Below are 16,605 nucleotides of genomic sequence, written 5' to 3'. Positions count from 1 at the left end.
GGGGTGGGGGGGCCCCGGGGGGGGGGGGGCCCCCCGGGGCCCGCCCCGGGGGGGGGGGGGGGGGGGGCCCCGGGGGGGGGGCGGGGGGGGGGGGGGCGCGCCCCGCCGCGACCCGTACGTAGTGGTACGCGGCGTCGCCCGCGACCGGGGACACCTCGCCCCACGGCAGGCCGGCCGGGAGCAGACCGAGATCGATGACGTCGATGACGTCGATCCCGGCGGGCTCGTGGCCCGCCCCGCGTACGCCGTCGACGGTACGGATCACGCAGTCCGCGCCGAGGATGCGCGCGGCCTCGCGCAGCCGGCCCGCGTCCCCCACGACGACGGGGCGGCAGCGGGCGCGGGTCCCCGGGTCGAGCAGCGCGGCCACGGTCACCTCGGGTCCGACGCCCGCGCCGTCCCCCATGGTCACGGCGACGACGGGCAGGGAGGCGGTCATACGGCTTCTCCACTGGGTACTGGGCGCAGCGCGCGGGCGATGGTGAGCAGGGAGTCGGGGCCGCCGTAGCTGCCGGGGCGGGTGACGACGGACCGGCCGTCGGGCGCGGTGGCGTGGACGGCGCCGTGGTGGATCTGGCCGTGCGGGGCGAGTTCTGCGACGCCGAGTGCGTCGAGCACGCGGCGCGCGGTCTCACCGCCGGTCAGCACCAGGTCGGCGGGTACGGGGACGGCGGCGACGGCCCGGGCGAGCCCGGTGACGAGCGCGCGGGCGGCGCCCGGCACGATGCCCGCGGGGGCGTCGATGCTGAGCACGGTGATCCCGCCGGGGGCGAGCGCGGGGACGAGCGCCGTGCCCGAGGCGAGCGCGTCCGCGGACAGGGCGACATGGCGTGCGCCGAGGGCGGCCAGGGCCGCGATCTGGGCGCCCGCCGCGGGTTCTGCCGTGCCGACCACCATGAGCAGCGGCCTGCCGCCGGGTGCCGGACACACCGCGGGTACGGGGGCGGGGTTCGGGGGTGCGAGCATCCGGCAGACGGCCGCGCCGAGCCCCGCCGTGCCGAGGAGCCGCATGCCGGGGCCGCACGCGCATGCCGCGGCCGCCACCGCGTCGAGGTCGGCCGCCGTCTCCGCGTCGCACAGCGGTACGGCGCCGCCGTCGGTCAACTCGGCGAGCAGCGCCGCGAGTCCAGGCCCGCGTACGGCATCGAGGGGGACGACGCGCGTCGGCAGATCCCCGAGCGCCTCGGCGACGGAGCGGGGCGGATCGGCCCTCTCCGCCCGCCATCCGTCGGTCTCGTGCAGCGGTACGCCGTCCAGGTGGACGACCCCGCCGCGTACGGTGCGGCCGAGCGGCGGGAGCGCGGTGGCGACGACCGGCCCGGGCGCTCCCTCCGCGAACGCCGCCGCTTCCGCGGCGAAGTTGCCGCGCAGCTGGGAGTCCACCTTCTTGAAGACGAGGGCGTCGGGGCCGGTGTCCTTCAGTACGGCCCGTACGGCGTCGGCGGCCGCGGCGCCGGGGAGGCGGCGGGTGTCGAGGTCGTGCACGACCGCCTCGCCGGGTCCGGGCGGCGGCCCGCCCGGGGCCGGTCCGAGTACGATCCGGCCGGGCAGCCCGAGGGCGACGGCGACCTCCCCCGCGCCCGAGAGGTCGTCGGCGATCGCGAGCACGGGGCGCGGGCGCGGTATGCCGGCGGGGCCCCCCCCCCCCCCCCCCCCCCCCCCCCGCCGCGGCCCTCGACGACCACCGCGCCGGGGAGGCCCGCGAACACGGCGCCGGGCGCGATGAGTTTGCCGCGGCGGCTGCCGCTGCCGACGAGCACCCAGGCGGCATCGGCGACGGCGGCGTCCACCAGCAGCGGCCATCCGGCCGGGAGACCGATCGGTGTGATGCCGCCGTACTCCATGCCTGTCTCCGCCACGGCGGTGTCCATCGGTGCGAACGACGCCTTTCGCGCGCCGAGTTGCCTGCGTACGACACCGTTGACGTCGACGCGCGTACGGGAGAGGACGAGGCAGGCCGCGAGTGTCGTCTCCCCGGCCCGCTTCCCGGCCACGACGACGCAGTTGGCGGACGCGTCCGCGAGGTCGTCGCCGTAGTGGGCCACGAAGTTCGCGGTGTCGGCGAGCTCGGGGTCGCTGTCCACGAAGAGGACGCGGTCGGCCGGCACCGGCCCCTGCCAGGCGCGGACGGCGGCGGCGACCGGCGGGGTCAGCAGGTGGAGGCACTCGGCCGCCGGTGCGGCCTGGTCGAACTGTCCGATGGGTGCGCGCATACGGTCACGCTAACAGCCTGCGCGAAGCCGCTGCGCCGCCTGTGGACAAGGCTTCAGCGCATCGCGGGGACGGACACGGACATCACCATCTCCACCGGTTCGCCGCCGTCGTTGCGGTAGCCGTGCGGCGCGTTCGCCTCGAAGGCGGCGGAGCTCCCCGCGGGCACGGTGTGCGCGGTCCCGCCCACGAGCAGGGTGAGTGTGCCCGCCGAGACGTGCAACAGCTCGCTGGTGCCCGGCGGGTGCGCGTCGGAGCGGCTCTCGTCACCCGGCAGCAGCGTCCACGCCCACAGCTCGCGCGGCCCGTCCCCGTCGCTGCCGACGAGCAGGCTGGCCTGGCTGCCTGCGGGCGTGGACCACATCCGTACCGCCTGGTCCCCGGGGACGATCCGGACCTGCGGACCGTTTTCGAAGTCGAGCAGGGTGGCGATGCTGACACCCAGCGCGTCGGCGAGCTTGACGGTGGTGCCGACGCTCGGGTTGGTGCGGGCCTGTTCGATCTGGATGATCATGCCGCGGCTCACGGCGGACCGCTCCGCGAGGGCGTCGAGGGTCAGTCCCCGTTCGGCGCGCCAGTGTTTGAGGTTGCGGGCGAGCGCCTGGGTGAGCTGATCGAGATCCATGACACGCCAGTCCCCTACGTTCGATGTCGTCGGCCATGCGAGTGCACCGTCACGTACCGCGCCCTGCTGCATCAGACTGCACCGGAATGTTCATCACACTGTACTGCTCTCCCTGGTCACCGCTCCGCAGGAGGGAGCGCGGACTCAGCCGTCCCGCGCGGGCCGCTGCCCGCCGCCCCCGAAGGCCCGGTGGCCGGAGCCGGGAGCACCGGCGGCGCGGGAACCACCGGCGGCGGCGTCCGCAGCGGCGGCTGCCAGCCCTCCGCCTCGTCGTAGCGGCGTACGATCCGGGCCGGCGCGCCGGCCACCACGGCGTGGTCGGGCACGTCGCCCCGTACGACCGAGCCCGCCGCGACCACCACGTTCCGGCCGAGCACGGCGCCGGGCAGGATCACCGCCCCCGTTCCGAGCCAGCACCCGGCGCCGATGACGACGGGGGCGATCCGCGGCCACTGCTTGCCGACGGGAGTGTGCGGATCGTCGTAACTGTGGTTGGTGGTCGTGATGTAGACATAGGGGCCGCAGTACGTGTCCGGCCCGATGGTCACCGTCGTGTCGGCGATGACGTGGCTGCCGCGGCCCAGCACCACGCCGTCGCCGATGGTGACGTAGGGCTCGGGCCCGAGGTCGAGCCCCGGCACCAGGCCCGCCGTCAGTGTGACCTGCTCCCCCACCACGCAGTAGTCGCCGAGTTCGATCCACGGCTCGCCGAAGACCGTCCCCTGCGGGAACGCGAGGCGGGTGCCCTCGCCGATCCGCCGGAACCGCAGCCTGCCCGGATGCGCGGCCGTCACCGCGCCGGCGCCCTGGACCCATCGCCAGCCCAGGTGGACCGCCCGGGTCGCGGCGCGGCGGCCCGCGGCGGCCAGCGTCGCGTACACGTTTTCGCTTTTCCGCACAGGCACACGGTATCTGCACGGACACACGACAGAGGAGCGGCCGAGGACGGCCGACACGGCCGCGCCCCACCGAAACCTGCGAACCGGGAACGGGGAACCGCGACCCGGGAACCGTGATCCGCGAACGCATCACCACACGAACCGATGAACGGCACACCTTTTCCCTGGCTACCACGGAACGCGGGCCGCGTGCGGGAGTTTTCCGGCGAAATCCCCCCGACGTGTGGCCTGCCCGTCTTCCGTGCGTACAGGACCGATCACGCGTGGTTGCATGACGGCCCTGTCCGGAGCGCACCCCAACCCCGAGGGATCGCGGAATGTCAGTGCCTGTCGTCCCAAGACCGCGCCGTCAGCGTCCGGCGCGGCCCTCGCTCGCCCCGCCGGCCCTGCTCGTGACGGCCGGCGCCGGTGCGGGCGCGGCCTGTGCCACCGCCCCCGACCAGGCCCGCGGCTGGGTGGCGTGGACGGCGGTCGTCGGCTGGCTGCTGCTGGCCGTCCTCTGCGTGGGCGCGGGCATCCTGCTGCGCCGCGCCCGGCTCGGCATGCGCGACGCGGGCACCGAGGCCGCGGCGGTCCACGCTCGGCTCGCCAAGGCGGACGCCGACGTGGCCCACTTCGTGCACGTGGCCCTGCCCGCGGTGGCGGAGAAGGCCAGGGACGGCGCGTCTCCCGACGAGGCGCGGGCCGTCGTCCGGCCCCCCGACGACGAGCGGCTGCGCGAGGTGCTGGACCTGTTCGCCACGGAACTCGCCGGCAGTGAGCGCCGCGCGGCGACGGCGGGCGCCGAGCGTGACGCGCTGGCACGGCGGGCGCGGGAGGCCGCGGAGGGCCTCGACACCCTGCTCGACACCACTCTGCCGCCCGCCATCGCCCGTCTGCGCAAGGGGAGTTCGGCGGGCACCGTACTCAACGACGTTGAACGGCCCGACGACCCCACGCTGGCCTCCCTGATGGAGTGGATCATCAAAGAGGTCGCCATCGGCGAACGGCGCGCGCTCGTCGCGCAGAAGGCCGGCACCAAGGCGCTCAGCCAGGTGCAGGCGAAGGCCGTCACGATCCTCGCCGACCTGCGCGACATGGAGGACCGTTACGGCGAGGAGGCGTTCGGCGACCTGCTCCAGCTCGACCACAACGCCTCGCAGCTCGGTCTCCTCACGGACCGGCTCGCGATCCTCCTGGGGGGTCGCGGCAGCCGCATCTGGAACAAGCCGATCGTGATGGAGAGCATCCTGCGCGGCGCGGCAGGCCGGATCGCGGCGTACCGCAGGGTCCGGCTGAACTGTTCGAGCGGCGCGGCGATCGTCGGGTTCGCCGCCGAGGGCGTCATCCATCTGCTCGCCGAACTCATGGACAACGCGGCGAACTTCTCGCCGCCCATCGACGAAGTGCATGTCTACGTCGAGGAGCGGACCGCGGGCATCGTGGTGACGGTGGAGGACAGCGGCCTCAAGATGGCCCCGCAGGTCATGCGGTTGGCGGAGAAAGCCGTCTCGGGCCGCCACAACGACCTCTCGAAGCTCCACAGCACCCGGCTCGGGCTCGCCGTGGTCGGCAGGCTGGCCGAGCGGTACCGCATCAGTGTCAACTACCGGCCGTCGTCGCGCGGCGGCACCGGCGTCGTCGTGCTCATCCCGCCGCAGCTGATCGCACAGCCGCAGACCGACGACAGGGCCGGGGCAAGGCTTCCGGCGCGCCACCCGGCCCCCGAGGGGGTGCCGGCTCCCGCGACCCCGCGCGCCCCCGTTCCCGCGCCGTCCGCGCCGTCGACGCCGCTCGGATCGGGCTCACCCTCGGCGAGCGGCGGCTCGCCCCCGTACACCGGAGGCCCTCGGGTCGCCACCACGGGCGGGCTCCCGGTCAGGCCGCCGGGCCGCACCATGGCCGCCGCCGACCGGGACCGCGTCCAGGACGTGCCGCCGCCGCGCGCGAGCGGGCCCAGCCGGAACGTCGGTGAGCAGTTCGGCGCCTTCCACCGGTCCCGGCAGCCGCGGCAGGAACCTTCCGACACCTCTGAGGAATCGTGAGACCACGCATGCAGACCACAGACAGCAGCCTGACCTGGCTCCTGGAGAACCTGCTGGACCGCACCCCGGGCACCCGGCACGCGCTGGTGCTCTCCCGCGACGGGCTCAAACTCTGCTGGAGCCGCTACCTGACCATCGACCAGGCGGATCAGCTGGCGGCCATCTGCTCCGGCATCCAGGCGCTGGCGCAGGGCGCGTCCGTCGAGTTCGGCAGCGGTGACGGGGGCGTACGCCACTCGATGACGGAGTTCCACGGAGGTCTCCTGTTCATCGTGGAGGCGGGAGACGGGGCGCATCTGGCCGTGGTCGCGGCGGACGGGGCGGACGCGGGCCTGGTCGGCCACCAGATGACCGAGATGATCGAGCAGATCGGGGACCACCTGCGGGCGGAGCCACGTACCCCGGTCGGGGAGAGCGCCACGTCATGACGCGCAGACCCGTCGACATCGGGTTCCCCGACCGGCTCTACATGGTCACGGGCGGCCGGAGCCGTGTCGACGACACCACGTTCGATCTCGTCACCCTGATCGTCAGCGAGAGCGAGCCGGGCCCGGGCCTCCAGTCGGAACATGTGCGCATCCTCGATCTGTGCCGCCACCCGACGGCCGTCGTGGAGGTCTCGGCCGAGCTGCGGATGCCGGTGACGGTGGTCCGCATCCTGCTGGCCGACCTGCACGCGACGGGCCGGATCACCGCCCGCCACCCGCGGGGCTCGCGCCCGGTCGCCTCGCTTCCCGACTCCGACCTCTTGAAGGAGGTGCTCCATGGACTCCGCAACCTCTGAACTCCCCGCCCGCACACCGCTGGACGACGCGGCGGAGACCGGCCTGAAGATCGTCGTGGTGGGGGGCTTCGGGGTGGGCAAGACCACCCTCGTCCGCTCGGTGAGCGAGATCCGCCCGCTCAACACGGAAGAGGTCATGACCCAGGCGGGCATCGGCGTCGACGAGACGGACGGGATGGTCACCAAGACCACCACCACCGTCGCGTTCGACTTCGGCCGCATCAGCCTCAACGAGCGCATGGTGCTGTACCTGTTCGGCGCGCCGGGACAGGAGCGGTTCTGGTTCCTGTGGGACCGGCTGTTCTCGGGCACGCTGGGCGCCGTCGTCCTGGTCGACACCCGTCGGATGAGCGACTCCTGGTACGCGGTGGACCGGTTGGAGCACCACAGGACACCGTTCGTGGTCGCGGTCAACCGGTTCGACGACGACACGTCGTCGTTCTCGCTGGACGAGATCCGCCAGGCGCTGTCGCTCTCGGAGAACGTCCCGTTGATCGACTGCGACGCGCGCGTCCGCTCGTCCTGCAAGTACGTGCTGATCAGCCTCGTCGACCACCTCTACGCACTGGCCAGGGCCCGGGAGATGACCCCATGACCGACCCCGTGACCGATCCCCCGCCGAGCCCGCCGGCCGCGTGCCCCGCGCGGGGGACGCCCGTACGGCTGAGCGGCCTCGGATACCAGCAGAGCCCGTCGGAGCTGTACCGCTCGCTGCGCGGGATACACGGCCCCGTCGCGCCCGTACTGCTCGACAACGACATCCCGGCGTGGCTGGTGCTCGGCTACAACGAGGTGTCGTACGTGACGGGGCACGACGAGCTGTTCGCACGCGACTCGCGGCGCTGGAACCGGTGGGACGAGATCCCGGCCGACTGGCCGCTGCTGCCGTACGTCGGCTACCAGCCGTCGGTGCTCTTCGTGGAGGGCGCGGAGCACCGGCTGCGCGCGGGGGTGATCAGCGAGGCCCTGGACGCCGTCGACCAGATGGAACTGGCCTCCCTGTGCCAGGACATCGGGCACGCGCTGATCTCCGCGTTCGCCGGCAGCGGCCAGGCCGACCTGATGACGGCGTACGCGCACCCGGTGCCGATGCGCGCCATCGTCCAGCTGTGCGGGATGCCGGCGGGCGGCCTGGACACCGAGGACCTCGTACGGGACCTCCGGTTGTCGCTCGACGCACACGAGGACGAGGACCCGGTCGCCGCGTACGGCAGGGTGCAGGCGCGCATCGAGCAGCTCGTGAAGGAGAAGAGGGCGTCGCCGGGCGGCGACGTCACGTCCCGGATGCTCGGCCATCCCGCGGCGCTCAGCGACGAGGCCGTGGTGCAGGACGTCATCACCGTCATCGCGGCGGCGCAGCAGCCCACGGCGAACTGGATCGGAAACAGCCTGCGGCTGCTCCTGACGGACGACCGGTTCGCGACGACCGTCGCGGGCGGCAAGCTCAGCGTGGGGCAGGCGCTCAACGAGGTGCTCTGGCTGGACACACCTACGCAGAATTTCATCGGTCGGTGGGCCGTACGGGACACCCAGCTCGGTGGCCGCCAGATCAAGGCGGGCGACTGTGTGGTGATGAGCTTCGCCGCCGCCAACACCGATCCGCAGGTGTGGCCCGAGGGCCATGTCGGCGCGGAGAACTCGGCGCACCTGTCGTTCAGCAACGGCGAACACCGCTGCCCCTTCCCGGCGCCGCAGCTGGCCGATGTGATCGCGCGGACAGCGGTGGAGACGCTGATGGAACAGCTGCCGGACGTGGTCCTGGGGGTGAACCCGCACGAGCTGCGCTGGCGCCCGTCCATCTGGATGCGGGGGCTGGGCGCGCTGCCGGTGAGCTTCACGCCGGTGCTCCAGTAGTCGTCGCCTGCCGGAGGGGCCGAGCCGGCGGCCGGGGCCCGGCCTCGGCCGCCGGGCCCGGACTTCGCGGTGCGGGGGCGCGGCCTTCGGCGCCGGGGTCGGTCAGGGTGCCGGGGTGGACGGGTGCCCGCGTGGCCGATTCAGGGTGCCGGGGTGAACACGACCGGCAGGGACTTCGGGCCGCGGGTGAACACGCCCTGCTCGACCGGGTCGTAGCCGTCCGCGAGCCGGGCATCCGGCATGGCGTCGAGCAGCAGGCCGACGCCGGTCTCGACCTCGGCCTTCGCGAGGAGGGCCCCCACGCAGAAGTGGCGGCCCAGGGCGAAGGCCAGGTGGTCGGCGGCGGCGGAGAACGCGGTGGTCGTCGTGAGGTCGTCGCGGAAGATGTCGAAGGTGTCGGGGTCGCGATAGCGGTCCGCGTCCCGGTTGGCCGCCCCGATGAGGCAGGTCACGGTGGCCCCTGCCGGGATGGTCCCCCCGCTGACCTCGACGTCCTTCGCCGTCTGCCGCATGATCATGTGGACGGGCGGGGTGTGCCGCAGCGTCTCGGCGAAGGCCCGTGGGATCAGGGTCCGGTCCGCGCGCACGGCGGCCAGCTGGTCGGGGTGGAGCAGCAGGTTCGCGAAGATCGACGCGATGGCCTTGTCGGTGGTCTCGCCGCCCGCCGCGAGGAGCAGGCTGCAGAAGGCCTTGATGTCCTCGTCGCTCATCCGGACTCCGTCGACCTCGGCACGGCACAGCGTGGAGAGGAGGTCGTCGCCGAGCTGTCCGCGGCGTGCGCGGATGACCGGGATCATGTACTCGGCGAACTCGACGCGGGTGCGTTCGCCGGCGGCGGCGACCTCCGCGTCGCCGGAGAGGTTCCCGAGGAAGGCGATGACCGCGGTGTACCAGCGGTGGAAGCGCGCGTGGTCGGACTTGTCGAGGCCGAGCATGTCCGCGATCACGTTGACCGGGAAGCGGGTCGCGAAACCGTCCACCAGGTCGACGGAGCCGGTGTGCCGGAAGCCGTCGATCAGCTCGCGCGCATTGCGTTCGATCACGGGCAGGAACTTCTGCTGGAGCTCAGAGCCGCGGAACGCGGGCGCGACGAGGGCGCGCCGCACCGCGTGCTCCCGGCCGCTCAGCTGGAGGATCGTCTTCCCGTGCACGGGCTCGATCTGCCAGTCGTAGTTGTCCGTGGTGAAGGCGGACTCCCGGTCCTTGAAGGCGCGCTCGACGTCCGCGTAGCGGGAGATCAGATAGCTCTGGGTGGGCTCGTGCCAGATCAGCGGGGCGCTCTCCCGCATCATCCGATAAGCCGGATACGGGTCCCGCGCGAACTCGGGCGACAGGATGTCGGGGATCTGCGGTGCGGTGACCATGGTGGCTGCCCCTCGCGTCTGGTGGCCGGTAACGGTCGGTAAGGAACAGGCTATTGACCGTTAGTGACCGATGACAGCCGAGTCCTGGCCACTTGGCGCAAGTTGTCCGGCAGGGCAGTGCATCCGGCATCGGGCATCCGGCATCCGGCATCCGGCATCCGGCATCCGGCATCCGGCATCCGGCATCCGGCCGTGCCTCCCCGGGCGCAGGCGCCGCTCACGCCTCTCGGGCACTCTCCTGAGAGGTCAGTCCCCTGGGGTGGTGGACGGGACCGGAGTGCTCTCCTCCGGGTCGACGTCCGCCGCCGCCGTCTCCACGGACGTCTGCGTGACCTTCCGCGTGGCCTTCTTCGTCCGGTGCCTGACGACCAGCATCGACCCGGCGCCGATCGCCACGGCCAGGACAAGACCGACGTACGAGAACCGCTTCAGCCAGTCCTCGGCGACCTTGCCCACCTCGTACACGACGACGGTCGTGCCGCCCGCCCAGACCACGCCGCCGAGCAGGTTGGCGATGAGGAACTTCCAGTACGGCATCTTCAGCACACCGGCGAGCGGGCCGGCGAAGATGCGCAGCAGGGCGATGAAGCGGCCGAAGAAGACGGCCCACATGCCCCACTTCTCGAACGACCGCTCCGCGACGGCGACATGGGACTCGCCGAAGTGTTTGGGGAACTTCTTGGCCAGCCAGGCGAGCAGCGGCCTGCCGCCCTTGCGGCCGATCAGATATCCCGTCGAGTCACCGGCGACCGCGCCGGCCGAGGCACAGGCGGCGAGCACGTACGGATTGATGTGCCCCTGCTGTGAGGCGAGGAGCGCCGCGGCCACGAGGACGAGCTCCCCCGGCAGCGGAATACCGAGGCTCTCCACGCCGACGACAACCGCCACCAGCAGGTAGATGCTCACCGCAGGAATAGTCTCTAGCCACCCCTGGACGTCCAACGCAGGTTCCTCCCGCTCGTGTCCCCCGTGCCCTGGCTGGATCAGCGTACCTGCTCTCGTGCCCCCTTCGAACGTGGCCGAAATTCGTTCGCGCACCGCTGCTTGACACGTGCTGCGACCGGACCGTGACACCGCCGGGACCTTCGCGGCCCGCCGCCGCCTCTATGGTTACTGGCCATGTGGCCAGGACAGCAGCCGCCCGGGGGCGAGCAGAACGCGCGGGACGCGCGGAACCAGAATCCGTACCAGCAGCCGGGGGATCAGCAGCCCGGTTTCGGTCGGGCGGGACAGCAGGGCCCGTATCAGCAGCAGCCGGGCGTGCAGCCCGGGCAGCCGCCCTACCAGCAGCCTTACCAGCAGCCCGGATATCCGCCGCAGCCGAACCCGTACCAGCAGCAGACAGTGCCCCTGTACGGCGGCGGCCCCGGCCAGGGACCGCAGGGAGGTCCGGGGAAGCCGGGGAACGGCAGGCGCCGTACGACGCTGATAGGCATCTGCTGCGCGGTGGCCGTCCTCGCCGCCGCGGGCGTGAGCACATACCTGGTGACCGGCAAGAAGGAGGCCCGGCCGAACGTGTACGCGGACGGCCGGAAGACCGCGCACCCGGCGCCGCCGCCGTCCGCCTCCTCGGCCAACCCGCGCGGCGGCGCGACGGCTCAAGCGACGATCGCCGGCTGGAAAGTCGTCTCGAACCCGACCCACGCGACGGTGTTCGACGTACCGCCGGACTGGAACGTCGAGTCCCCCGACGTGTTCGAGGGTTTCGACGACGAGAAGAAGGGGGACGGCTCGACCCTCGCTGTCTTCTCCGCCCCGGCCGACCTCCAGCCGAAGTGGTGTGAGGCGAAGACATCAAGCGGCAGTACCAGCGACACGTCGCTCGCCGGCGCGGGCACGAAGGGCGGCAAGGGCGCGAAGGACACCGGGTCCGCCGCCGTCGCGGAGGCGGGCACCTGGGCCTTCGCGGCCTACGGCCAGCACGAGCCGGAGAAGACCGTCCACCAGAAGATCAAGGTCAGCAAGGCCGTGCCCTACACCACGAAGTCCGGCTTGAAGGGCAGCTACGCGACGGCGGTCACCCACGGGCTGACCAAGCACGCCAAGTGCGACACCGACGGCAAGTCCCTCGCCTTCACCTTCATCAACGGCAAGGGCGACTTCACGACGTGGGTCCTCTACTGCGCGCGGGGCGTGAAGGGCGAGCTCCCCGACAAGACGATCATGCGCATCCTGAGCACGGTGCGGGTGCCCGCAGGCTCCGTGGAGTGAACACCTGAGCACCGGTGGCAGCCGGGCGGCCTGGGCCGCGGGTACGGCGGGGGCGCCCGGCCTGGGCTGCGGGGGCCTGAGCGGCGGAGGCCGAGGCCGAGGCGAACCGTTGCGGAAAACCCGTTGCGCCGCCGCGGCCGGTCGCCGACAGTCCGAGGGTGCCCCGGCCCCCCTCCCGCAACTACGCCCTGCTCTCCAGCGCGGCCGTGATCTCCCAGCTCGGTTCGCAGGGCGCTCTGATCGCCTCCGCCTTCGCGGTGCTGTCCGCCGGGGGGACGGCGGGCGGCGTGGGCCTCGTGGCCACCGCGCGCACGGTGCCGATGGTGCTGTTCGTCCTGGTGGGCGGCGCGCTGGCGGACCGTGTCCCGCGCCATCGGGTGATGGTCGCGGCCAACGCCCTGAACTGTGTGTCGCAGGGAACGTTCGGCCTGCTGGTCCTGTCGGGGCACGCGCGGCTGTGGCAGATGGTGGCGCTCTCGGTGCTCGGCGGCACGGGGCAGGCGCTGTTCGGCCCGGCGAACGAGGGCATGCTGCTGTCGAGCGTCGATCCGGCGCGCGCCGGCCGGGCGTTCGCGGTCTACCGCATGGCCGTGAACGGCGCGACGATCGGCGGCGCCGCGGCCGGCGGGGCCCTGGTCGCCCTGTGGGGCCCGGGCTCGGTGCTGCTCCTTGACTCGATGTCGTTCCTGGTGGCGGCGGCGCTGCGGGCGTTCCTCGATCTGAGCCATGTGCCGGAGCGGGCGCCGGGCGGCGGGGTGCTGGCGGATCTGCGCGACGGGTGGCGCGAGTTCGTCTCGCGGCCCTGGCTGTGGTCGATCGTCGGACAGTTCTCCGTGGTCAACGCGGTGGTCGTGGCGGGGCAGGCCGTCTACGGACCGCTCGTCGCGGACGACCACTACGGGGGCGCGGGCCCCTGGGGGGTGGCGAACGCGGCGTTCGGCGCCGGCACGCTGCTGGGCGCCCTCGCGATGACCAGGTGGGGGCCCCGGCGCCTGCTGCTCGCCGGGACGCTGGGGATCTTCCCGTTCGCGCTGCCGCTGATGGCGCTGGCCGTGCCGGTGTCCGCGGCGCTGCTGACGGTGGCGATGTTCGTGGCGGGCGCCTCGGTGGAGGTGTTCGGGGTGGCCTGGATGACCGCACTGCACCAGGAGATTCCCGAGGAGAAGCTGTCGCGGGTCTCCTCGTACGACTGGCTCGGCTCGATGGCGCTGGTGCCGGTGGCGACGGCGCTGGCGGGCCCGGCGCAGGGCGCTTTCGGCCGGGGGCAGGCACTGTGGGGTGCGGCCGGCCTGGTGGTGCTGCTGACCGGCGCGGTGCTGTTCGTGCCGGACGTACGGAACATCCGGCGGCGTGAGGGGGCCGTACCGGGCTCCGACGCGGCCCCCGTGCCGGAGCCCGTGCCTGAGCCCGGTACGTCAGCCGATGCTGAAGGCGCCGTCGGGCGGGCGGGGTGAGGGCAGCGCCCCGCCGTCCCGTACGGGCTCGGCCCGGCCGGTGAGGCGGCGCAGCGAGGCGCCCTCCTCCACGCGCGCGGGGAACGCGTCGCCTGCGGTCCTGCGGGCGAGCGCCGCGGTGTCCAGCGGCGCGCGGGACGCGACGAGCACCAGGTTGCCGAACCGCCTGCCGCGCAGCACGGCGGGCTCGGCGATGAGGGCGACCTCGGTGAAGACGGCCGAGAAGGTGGCCAGCTGGGAGCGCAGGAACGGGAAGGGCGCGCCGTCGGCGAGGTTGGCCGCGTAGACCCCGGCGGGCCGCAGGGCGCGCGCCGCCGCGCGCGCGTACTCGACGGTGGTGACGTGCGCGGGTATGCGGGCGCCGCCGAACACGTCCGCGATGATCACGTCGGCGGAGGCGGCGGGCGCGGCGGCGAGCCACTCCCGGGCGTCGGCGTGGTGCACGGCGATCCCGGCGTCCTGCGGCACGGGAAGGTGCTCGGCGACGAGGTCGATCAGTCCCCTGTCGGCCTCCACGACGTCCTGGGCGGAGCCGGGCCGGGTGGCGGCGACGTACCGGGGCAGGGTGAGCGCGCCGCCGCCGAGGTGCAGCACGCCGAGCGGCTCCCCCTCGGGCGCGGCGGTGTCCACGACATGGGCGATGCGCCGCACGTACTCGAACTCCAGGTGCTCCACGTCGTCGAGGTCCACATAGGACTGGGGGGCGCCGTCGAGCGTCAGCAGCCAGGCCCGCTCCCCGTCCGCGTCGGGCAGGAGGCGCGCGGTGCCGGAGTCGACGGCGCGCGTCACGGGGAGGGGCTCGGTCGGGTCGCTCACCGTCCCATTGTCGCGGACGGTGAGCGTCCCCGGCAGCGGCGGGGCCGGTCGCCGGAGGCTCGTACCGGCTTCTCCGGGGCGCACGTGCGGCGATCTCGGTTAGTCTCCGGGCGTGCTCGTCACCGTCCCGCCGCCCGCGAAGACCCGCCGGCGCCGGCGGGTCGTCCACCGGCTGCTGTCGCCGTGGTGCCGGTTCGCCCTGCTGGTCGCCGTGCTGGGCGCGGCGGCGGGCGTCGTCGTCGTGTACCAGCCGCAGCGGCTGCTGTCGCACGGCTGGCCGGGCCCTACGGGCGGGTTCCTGGCCGCCGCGCTGTTCGCCGCGGCATACGGGCTGTGCGCGGCGGCCTTCGCACCCCGGCCGCTGCTCAACGCGGCGGCGGGCGCCCTGCTCGGCACGGTCGCCGGGCTCTGCGCGGCGATCGCGGGCACGGTGCTCGCCGCGGGGATCGCGTTCGGCCTCGGCCGGGTGCTGGGGCAGGGCGCGCTGCGTCCGCTCGTACGGGGGCGGTGGCTGACGGCGGCCGACGGGCTGATGAGCCGGTACGGCTTCCGGTCGATGCTGGCGATCCGGCTGTTTCCCGGGGTGCCGTTCGCCGCGGCCAACTACGGCGCGGCGGTCTCCCGCATGACCTGGCCGTCGTTCCTGGTGGCGACCGGTCTGGGCGCGGTCCCGAACACGGCGGCGTACGTGGTGGCCGGTTCGACGGCCGCGTCGCCGACCTCGCCCGCGTTCCTGGTCGCGACGGGCTTCATCGTGCTGTCGGCCCTGGTGGCGGGCGTGGTCGGCTGGCGCAAGCGCCACCACCTGGGCGTCGCGGCCCGCGCACACGGCGGCGACCGCAGGACGTCCGGGCAGTGACCCGCGGTCCCTGCGCCGAGCCGGGCACGCTGCCCGCGCCCGGCTCAGCCGAGGGCTGCGGCCAGGCCGAGTCCGCCGTCCTCGGGCTCCGCGAAGAACCGGGCGACATCGGCTTCGCCGACCTCGTGCAGGCGGGCAGGCGTCCAGCGGGGCCTGCGGTCCTTGTCGACGATCTGGGCGCGTACGCCCTCCGGCAGGTCGGGCAGGGCGAACGCCGCGCAGGTGGCGCGGTACTCGGCGTCCAGCGCCGCCTCCAGGGTGGGCAGTTGGCGTGCCGCCCGCAGCACGGCGAGCGTGGCCTTGAGCGCGGTGGGCGAGCGCGTGAGGATGGTCTCCGCGGCCTGCTTGGCGGCCGGGTGGCCGTGGTCGAGGAGCCGGGCCACGATCTCCTCCACGTCGTCCGCCGCGTAGCACACGTCGATCCACTCGCGCTGCGCGGCGAGTTCGCCCTCGGCGGGCTCGGCGGCGAACGCGCGTACGGCCTGGCGCGGCGTGCCCTCGCCGAGTGCGGCGGTCAGGGCCGGCAGGTCGGCGGAGCGTACGACGTGGTCGGCGAGTTTGCACAGGATCGCGTCGGCGGCGCCCACCGCGGCCCCGGTCAGGGCGAGATGAGTGCCCAGCTCGCCCGGCGAGCGGGACAGCAGGAACGTGCCGCCGACATCGGGTACGAGGCCGATTCCGGTCTCCGGCATGGCGACCCGGGACCGCTCGGTGACGATCCGCACCCCGCCGTGGGCGGAGATGCCGACGCCGCCGCCCATCACGATGCCGTCCATGAACGCGACGTACGGCTTGGGGTAGCGGGCGATCCGCGCGTTGAGGCGGTACTCGTCGCGCCAGAACGCCGGTGCGCCGCGACCCCCTTGCAGCGCGTCCTCGCGCACGGCGCGGATGTCGCCACCGGCGCACAGGCCCCTCGTCCCCGCGCCGGAGACCACGACGGTCCTGACGGAGTCGTCCTGTTGCCACGCGGTCAGGGCGGCGTCGATCAGCCCGACCATCCGGTGCGTGAGCGCGTTGAGCGCACGGGGCCTGTTGAGGGTGAGCAGGGCCGCGTGGCCCGTCCTGGAGAGCAGTACCGGATCTTCTGACGCCATGGTGCGGGTGGTTCCTTGCCTTGGGCCCCGGGTCGCCTGCGGTGTACGCCGGTTCCGGGGTACGACATTGCGCTTCTTTTGCAAACGGTACGCCGCTGCTTCCACCGGTCTCTCCGTGCCTCGCCCCCTGGCGTCCGGCCCCGCGTGTCTCCCATGTCCTGTGTATCCGCCGTGTCTTCCGGATGTGCCGGGCCGGGCCGGAGGGGGCCCGGGACCGGCTGGCCGCGGCCGGCAGCGGATCGTCGGACAGCGCAAGGACCTGCGTGGCCTCGGGGTGCGGGACGGGCTGGTCCCCGGCTGCCGCCGGGGGGCCCCCCCCCGCGGGGCCCCGGGGGGGGCCCCCCGGGGGGGGGGGCCGCCCCACCGGCGCGCGCCGGGCGGCGGCGGCCCCCCCCCCGGCGGGCCGG

The 16,605-nt window shown here is 73.7% G+C and carries 15 protein-coding genes and 1 pseudogene; 8 read left to right on the top strand and 8 right to left on the bottom strand.

Annotation, left to right across the window (positions count from 1 at the left end; genetic code table 11):
• Window positions 1–435: 435 nt before the first annotated feature.
• From LCE31_RS00140 to LCE31_RS00125, 4 genes and pseudogenes are all read right to left on the bottom strand, one after another.
• Entirely contained in the window at window positions 436–1,608 is a 1,173-nt protein-coding gene (locus tag LCE31_RS00140) for a four-carbon acid sugar kinase family protein (protein WP_225011697.1), read from the bottom strand.
• A 56-nt stretch (window positions 1,609–1,664) separates the two neighbouring features.
• A pseudogene (locus LCE31_RS00135) lies at window positions 1,665–2,213 on the bottom strand (YbaK/EbsC family protein); the annotation flags it as partial.
• A gap of 53 nt (window positions 2,214–2,266) precedes the next feature.
• A complete protein-coding gene (locus LCE31_RS00130) occupies window positions 2,267–2,836 on the bottom strand; it encodes a helix-turn-helix domain-containing protein (protein ID WP_225011695.1) in 570 nt (189 codons plus the stop codon).
• A 116-nt stretch (window positions 2,837–2,952) separates the two neighbouring features.
• Window positions 2,953–3,735 carry an acyltransferase gene (locus tag LCE31_RS00125; protein ID WP_225011694.1) on the bottom strand — a complete coding sequence of 261 codons (783 nt, stop codon included), beginning with the start codon at window positions 3,733–3,735 and terminating at the stop codon, window positions 2,953–2,955.
• 317 nt (window positions 3,736–4,052) lie between these two features.
• Between LCE31_RS00125 and LCE31_RS00120 the strand changes: the two genes are divergently transcribed.
• Genes LCE31_RS00120 through LCE31_RS00100 form a run of 5 tightly spaced genes read left to right on the top strand, consistent with a single transcriptional unit; the run spans window position 4,053 to window position 8,397 of the window.
• Window positions 4,053–5,759, top strand: coding sequence for an ATP-binding protein (locus LCE31_RS00120; RefSeq protein ID WP_225011692.1), 1,707 nt, complete (start codon window positions 4,053–4,055; stop codon window positions 5,757–5,759).
• Window positions 5,760–5,767: 8 nt separating this feature from the next.
• Complete coding sequence (locus tag LCE31_RS00115; protein WP_225011691.1) at window positions 5,768–6,187, top strand: roadblock/LC7 domain-containing protein; 420 nt, start codon at window positions 5,768–5,770, stop codon at window positions 6,185–6,187.
• A complete protein-coding gene (locus LCE31_RS00110; protein ID WP_225011689.1) occupies window positions 6,184–6,543 on the top strand; it encodes a DUF742 domain-containing protein in 360 nt (119 codons plus the stop codon). Before LCE31_RS00115 ends, LCE31_RS00110 begins: the two co-directional genes overlap by 4 nt.
• Window positions 6,524–7,138, top strand: a complete 615-nt coding sequence (locus LCE31_RS00105; RefSeq protein WP_225011688.1) for a GTP-binding protein — start codon at window positions 6,524–6,526, stop codon at window positions 7,136–7,138. Before LCE31_RS00110 ends, LCE31_RS00105 begins: the two co-directional genes overlap by 20 nt.
• Complete coding sequence (locus LCE31_RS00100; RefSeq protein ID WP_225011687.1) at window positions 7,135–8,397, top strand: cytochrome P450; 1,263 nt, start codon at window positions 7,135–7,137, stop codon at window positions 8,395–8,397. Before LCE31_RS00105 ends, LCE31_RS00100 begins: the two co-directional genes overlap by 4 nt.
• Before the next feature lie 140 nt (window positions 8,398–8,537).
• Here the strand turns inward: LCE31_RS00100 and LCE31_RS00095 are convergent, their stop codons facing one another.
• Both LCE31_RS00095 and LCE31_RS00090 read right to left on the bottom strand, forming a co-directional pair.
• Window positions 8,538–9,761, bottom strand: coding sequence for a cytochrome P450 (locus LCE31_RS00095; protein WP_225011686.1), 1,224 nt, complete (start codon window positions 9,759–9,761; stop codon window positions 8,538–8,540).
• Window positions 9,762–10,007: 246 nt separating this feature from the next.
• Window positions 10,008–10,703: a DedA family protein gene (locus LCE31_RS00090; protein ID WP_225011685.1), complete on the bottom strand. Its 696-nt coding sequence runs from the start codon at window positions 10,701–10,703 to the stop codon at window positions 10,008–10,010.
• 177 nt (window positions 10,704–10,880) lie between these two features.
• On the opposite strand from LCE31_RS00090, the gene LCE31_RS00085 reads away from it, so the two are divergent.
• Together LCE31_RS00085 and LCE31_RS00080 are read left to right on the top strand one after the other, a co-directional pair.
• A complete protein-coding gene (locus LCE31_RS00085) occupies window positions 10,881–11,972 on the top strand; it encodes a hypothetical protein (protein WP_225011682.1) in 1,092 nt (363 codons plus the stop codon).
• A gap of 158 nt (window positions 11,973–12,130) precedes the next feature.
• Window positions 12,131–13,426, top strand: a complete 1,296-nt coding sequence (locus LCE31_RS00080) for an MFS transporter (RefSeq protein ID WP_225011681.1) — start codon at window positions 12,131–12,133, stop codon at window positions 13,424–13,426.
• Here LCE31_RS00080 and LCE31_RS00075 read toward each other — a convergent pair.
• Window positions 13,388–14,242 carry a spermidine synthase gene (locus LCE31_RS00075; protein ID WP_225011679.1) on the bottom strand — a complete coding sequence of 285 codons (855 nt, stop codon included), beginning with the start codon at window positions 14,240–14,242 and terminating at the stop codon, window positions 13,388–13,390. The genes LCE31_RS00080 and LCE31_RS00075 overlap by 39 nt on opposite strands.
• Window positions 14,243–14,354: 112 nt before the next feature.
• Here LCE31_RS00075 and LCE31_RS00070 point away from each other — a divergent pair, with 112 nt between their 5' ends.
• Window positions 14,355–15,101, top strand: coding sequence for a TVP38/TMEM64 family protein (locus LCE31_RS00070; protein ID WP_225011678.1), 747 nt, complete (start codon window positions 14,355–14,357; stop codon window positions 15,099–15,101).
• A 44-nt stretch (window positions 15,102–15,145) separates the two neighbouring features.
• Here the strand turns inward: LCE31_RS00070 and LCE31_RS00065 are convergent, their stop codons facing one another.
• A complete protein-coding gene (locus LCE31_RS00065) occupies window positions 15,146–16,198 on the bottom strand; it encodes an enoyl-CoA hydratase/isomerase family protein (protein ID WP_225011677.1) in 1,053 nt (350 codons plus the stop codon).
• Between the last annotated feature and the right edge of the window lie 407 nt (window positions 16,199–16,605).

Origin of the sequence: Streptomyces sp. 8L (assembly GCF_020176795.1) — a bacterium.
Classification (GTDB): Bacteria; Actinomycetota; Actinomycetes; order Streptomycetales; family Streptomycetaceae; genus Streptomyces.
The sequence above is the reverse complement of the archived record's forward strand: the minus strand, read 5'-3'. Positions and strand labels throughout refer to the sequence as shown.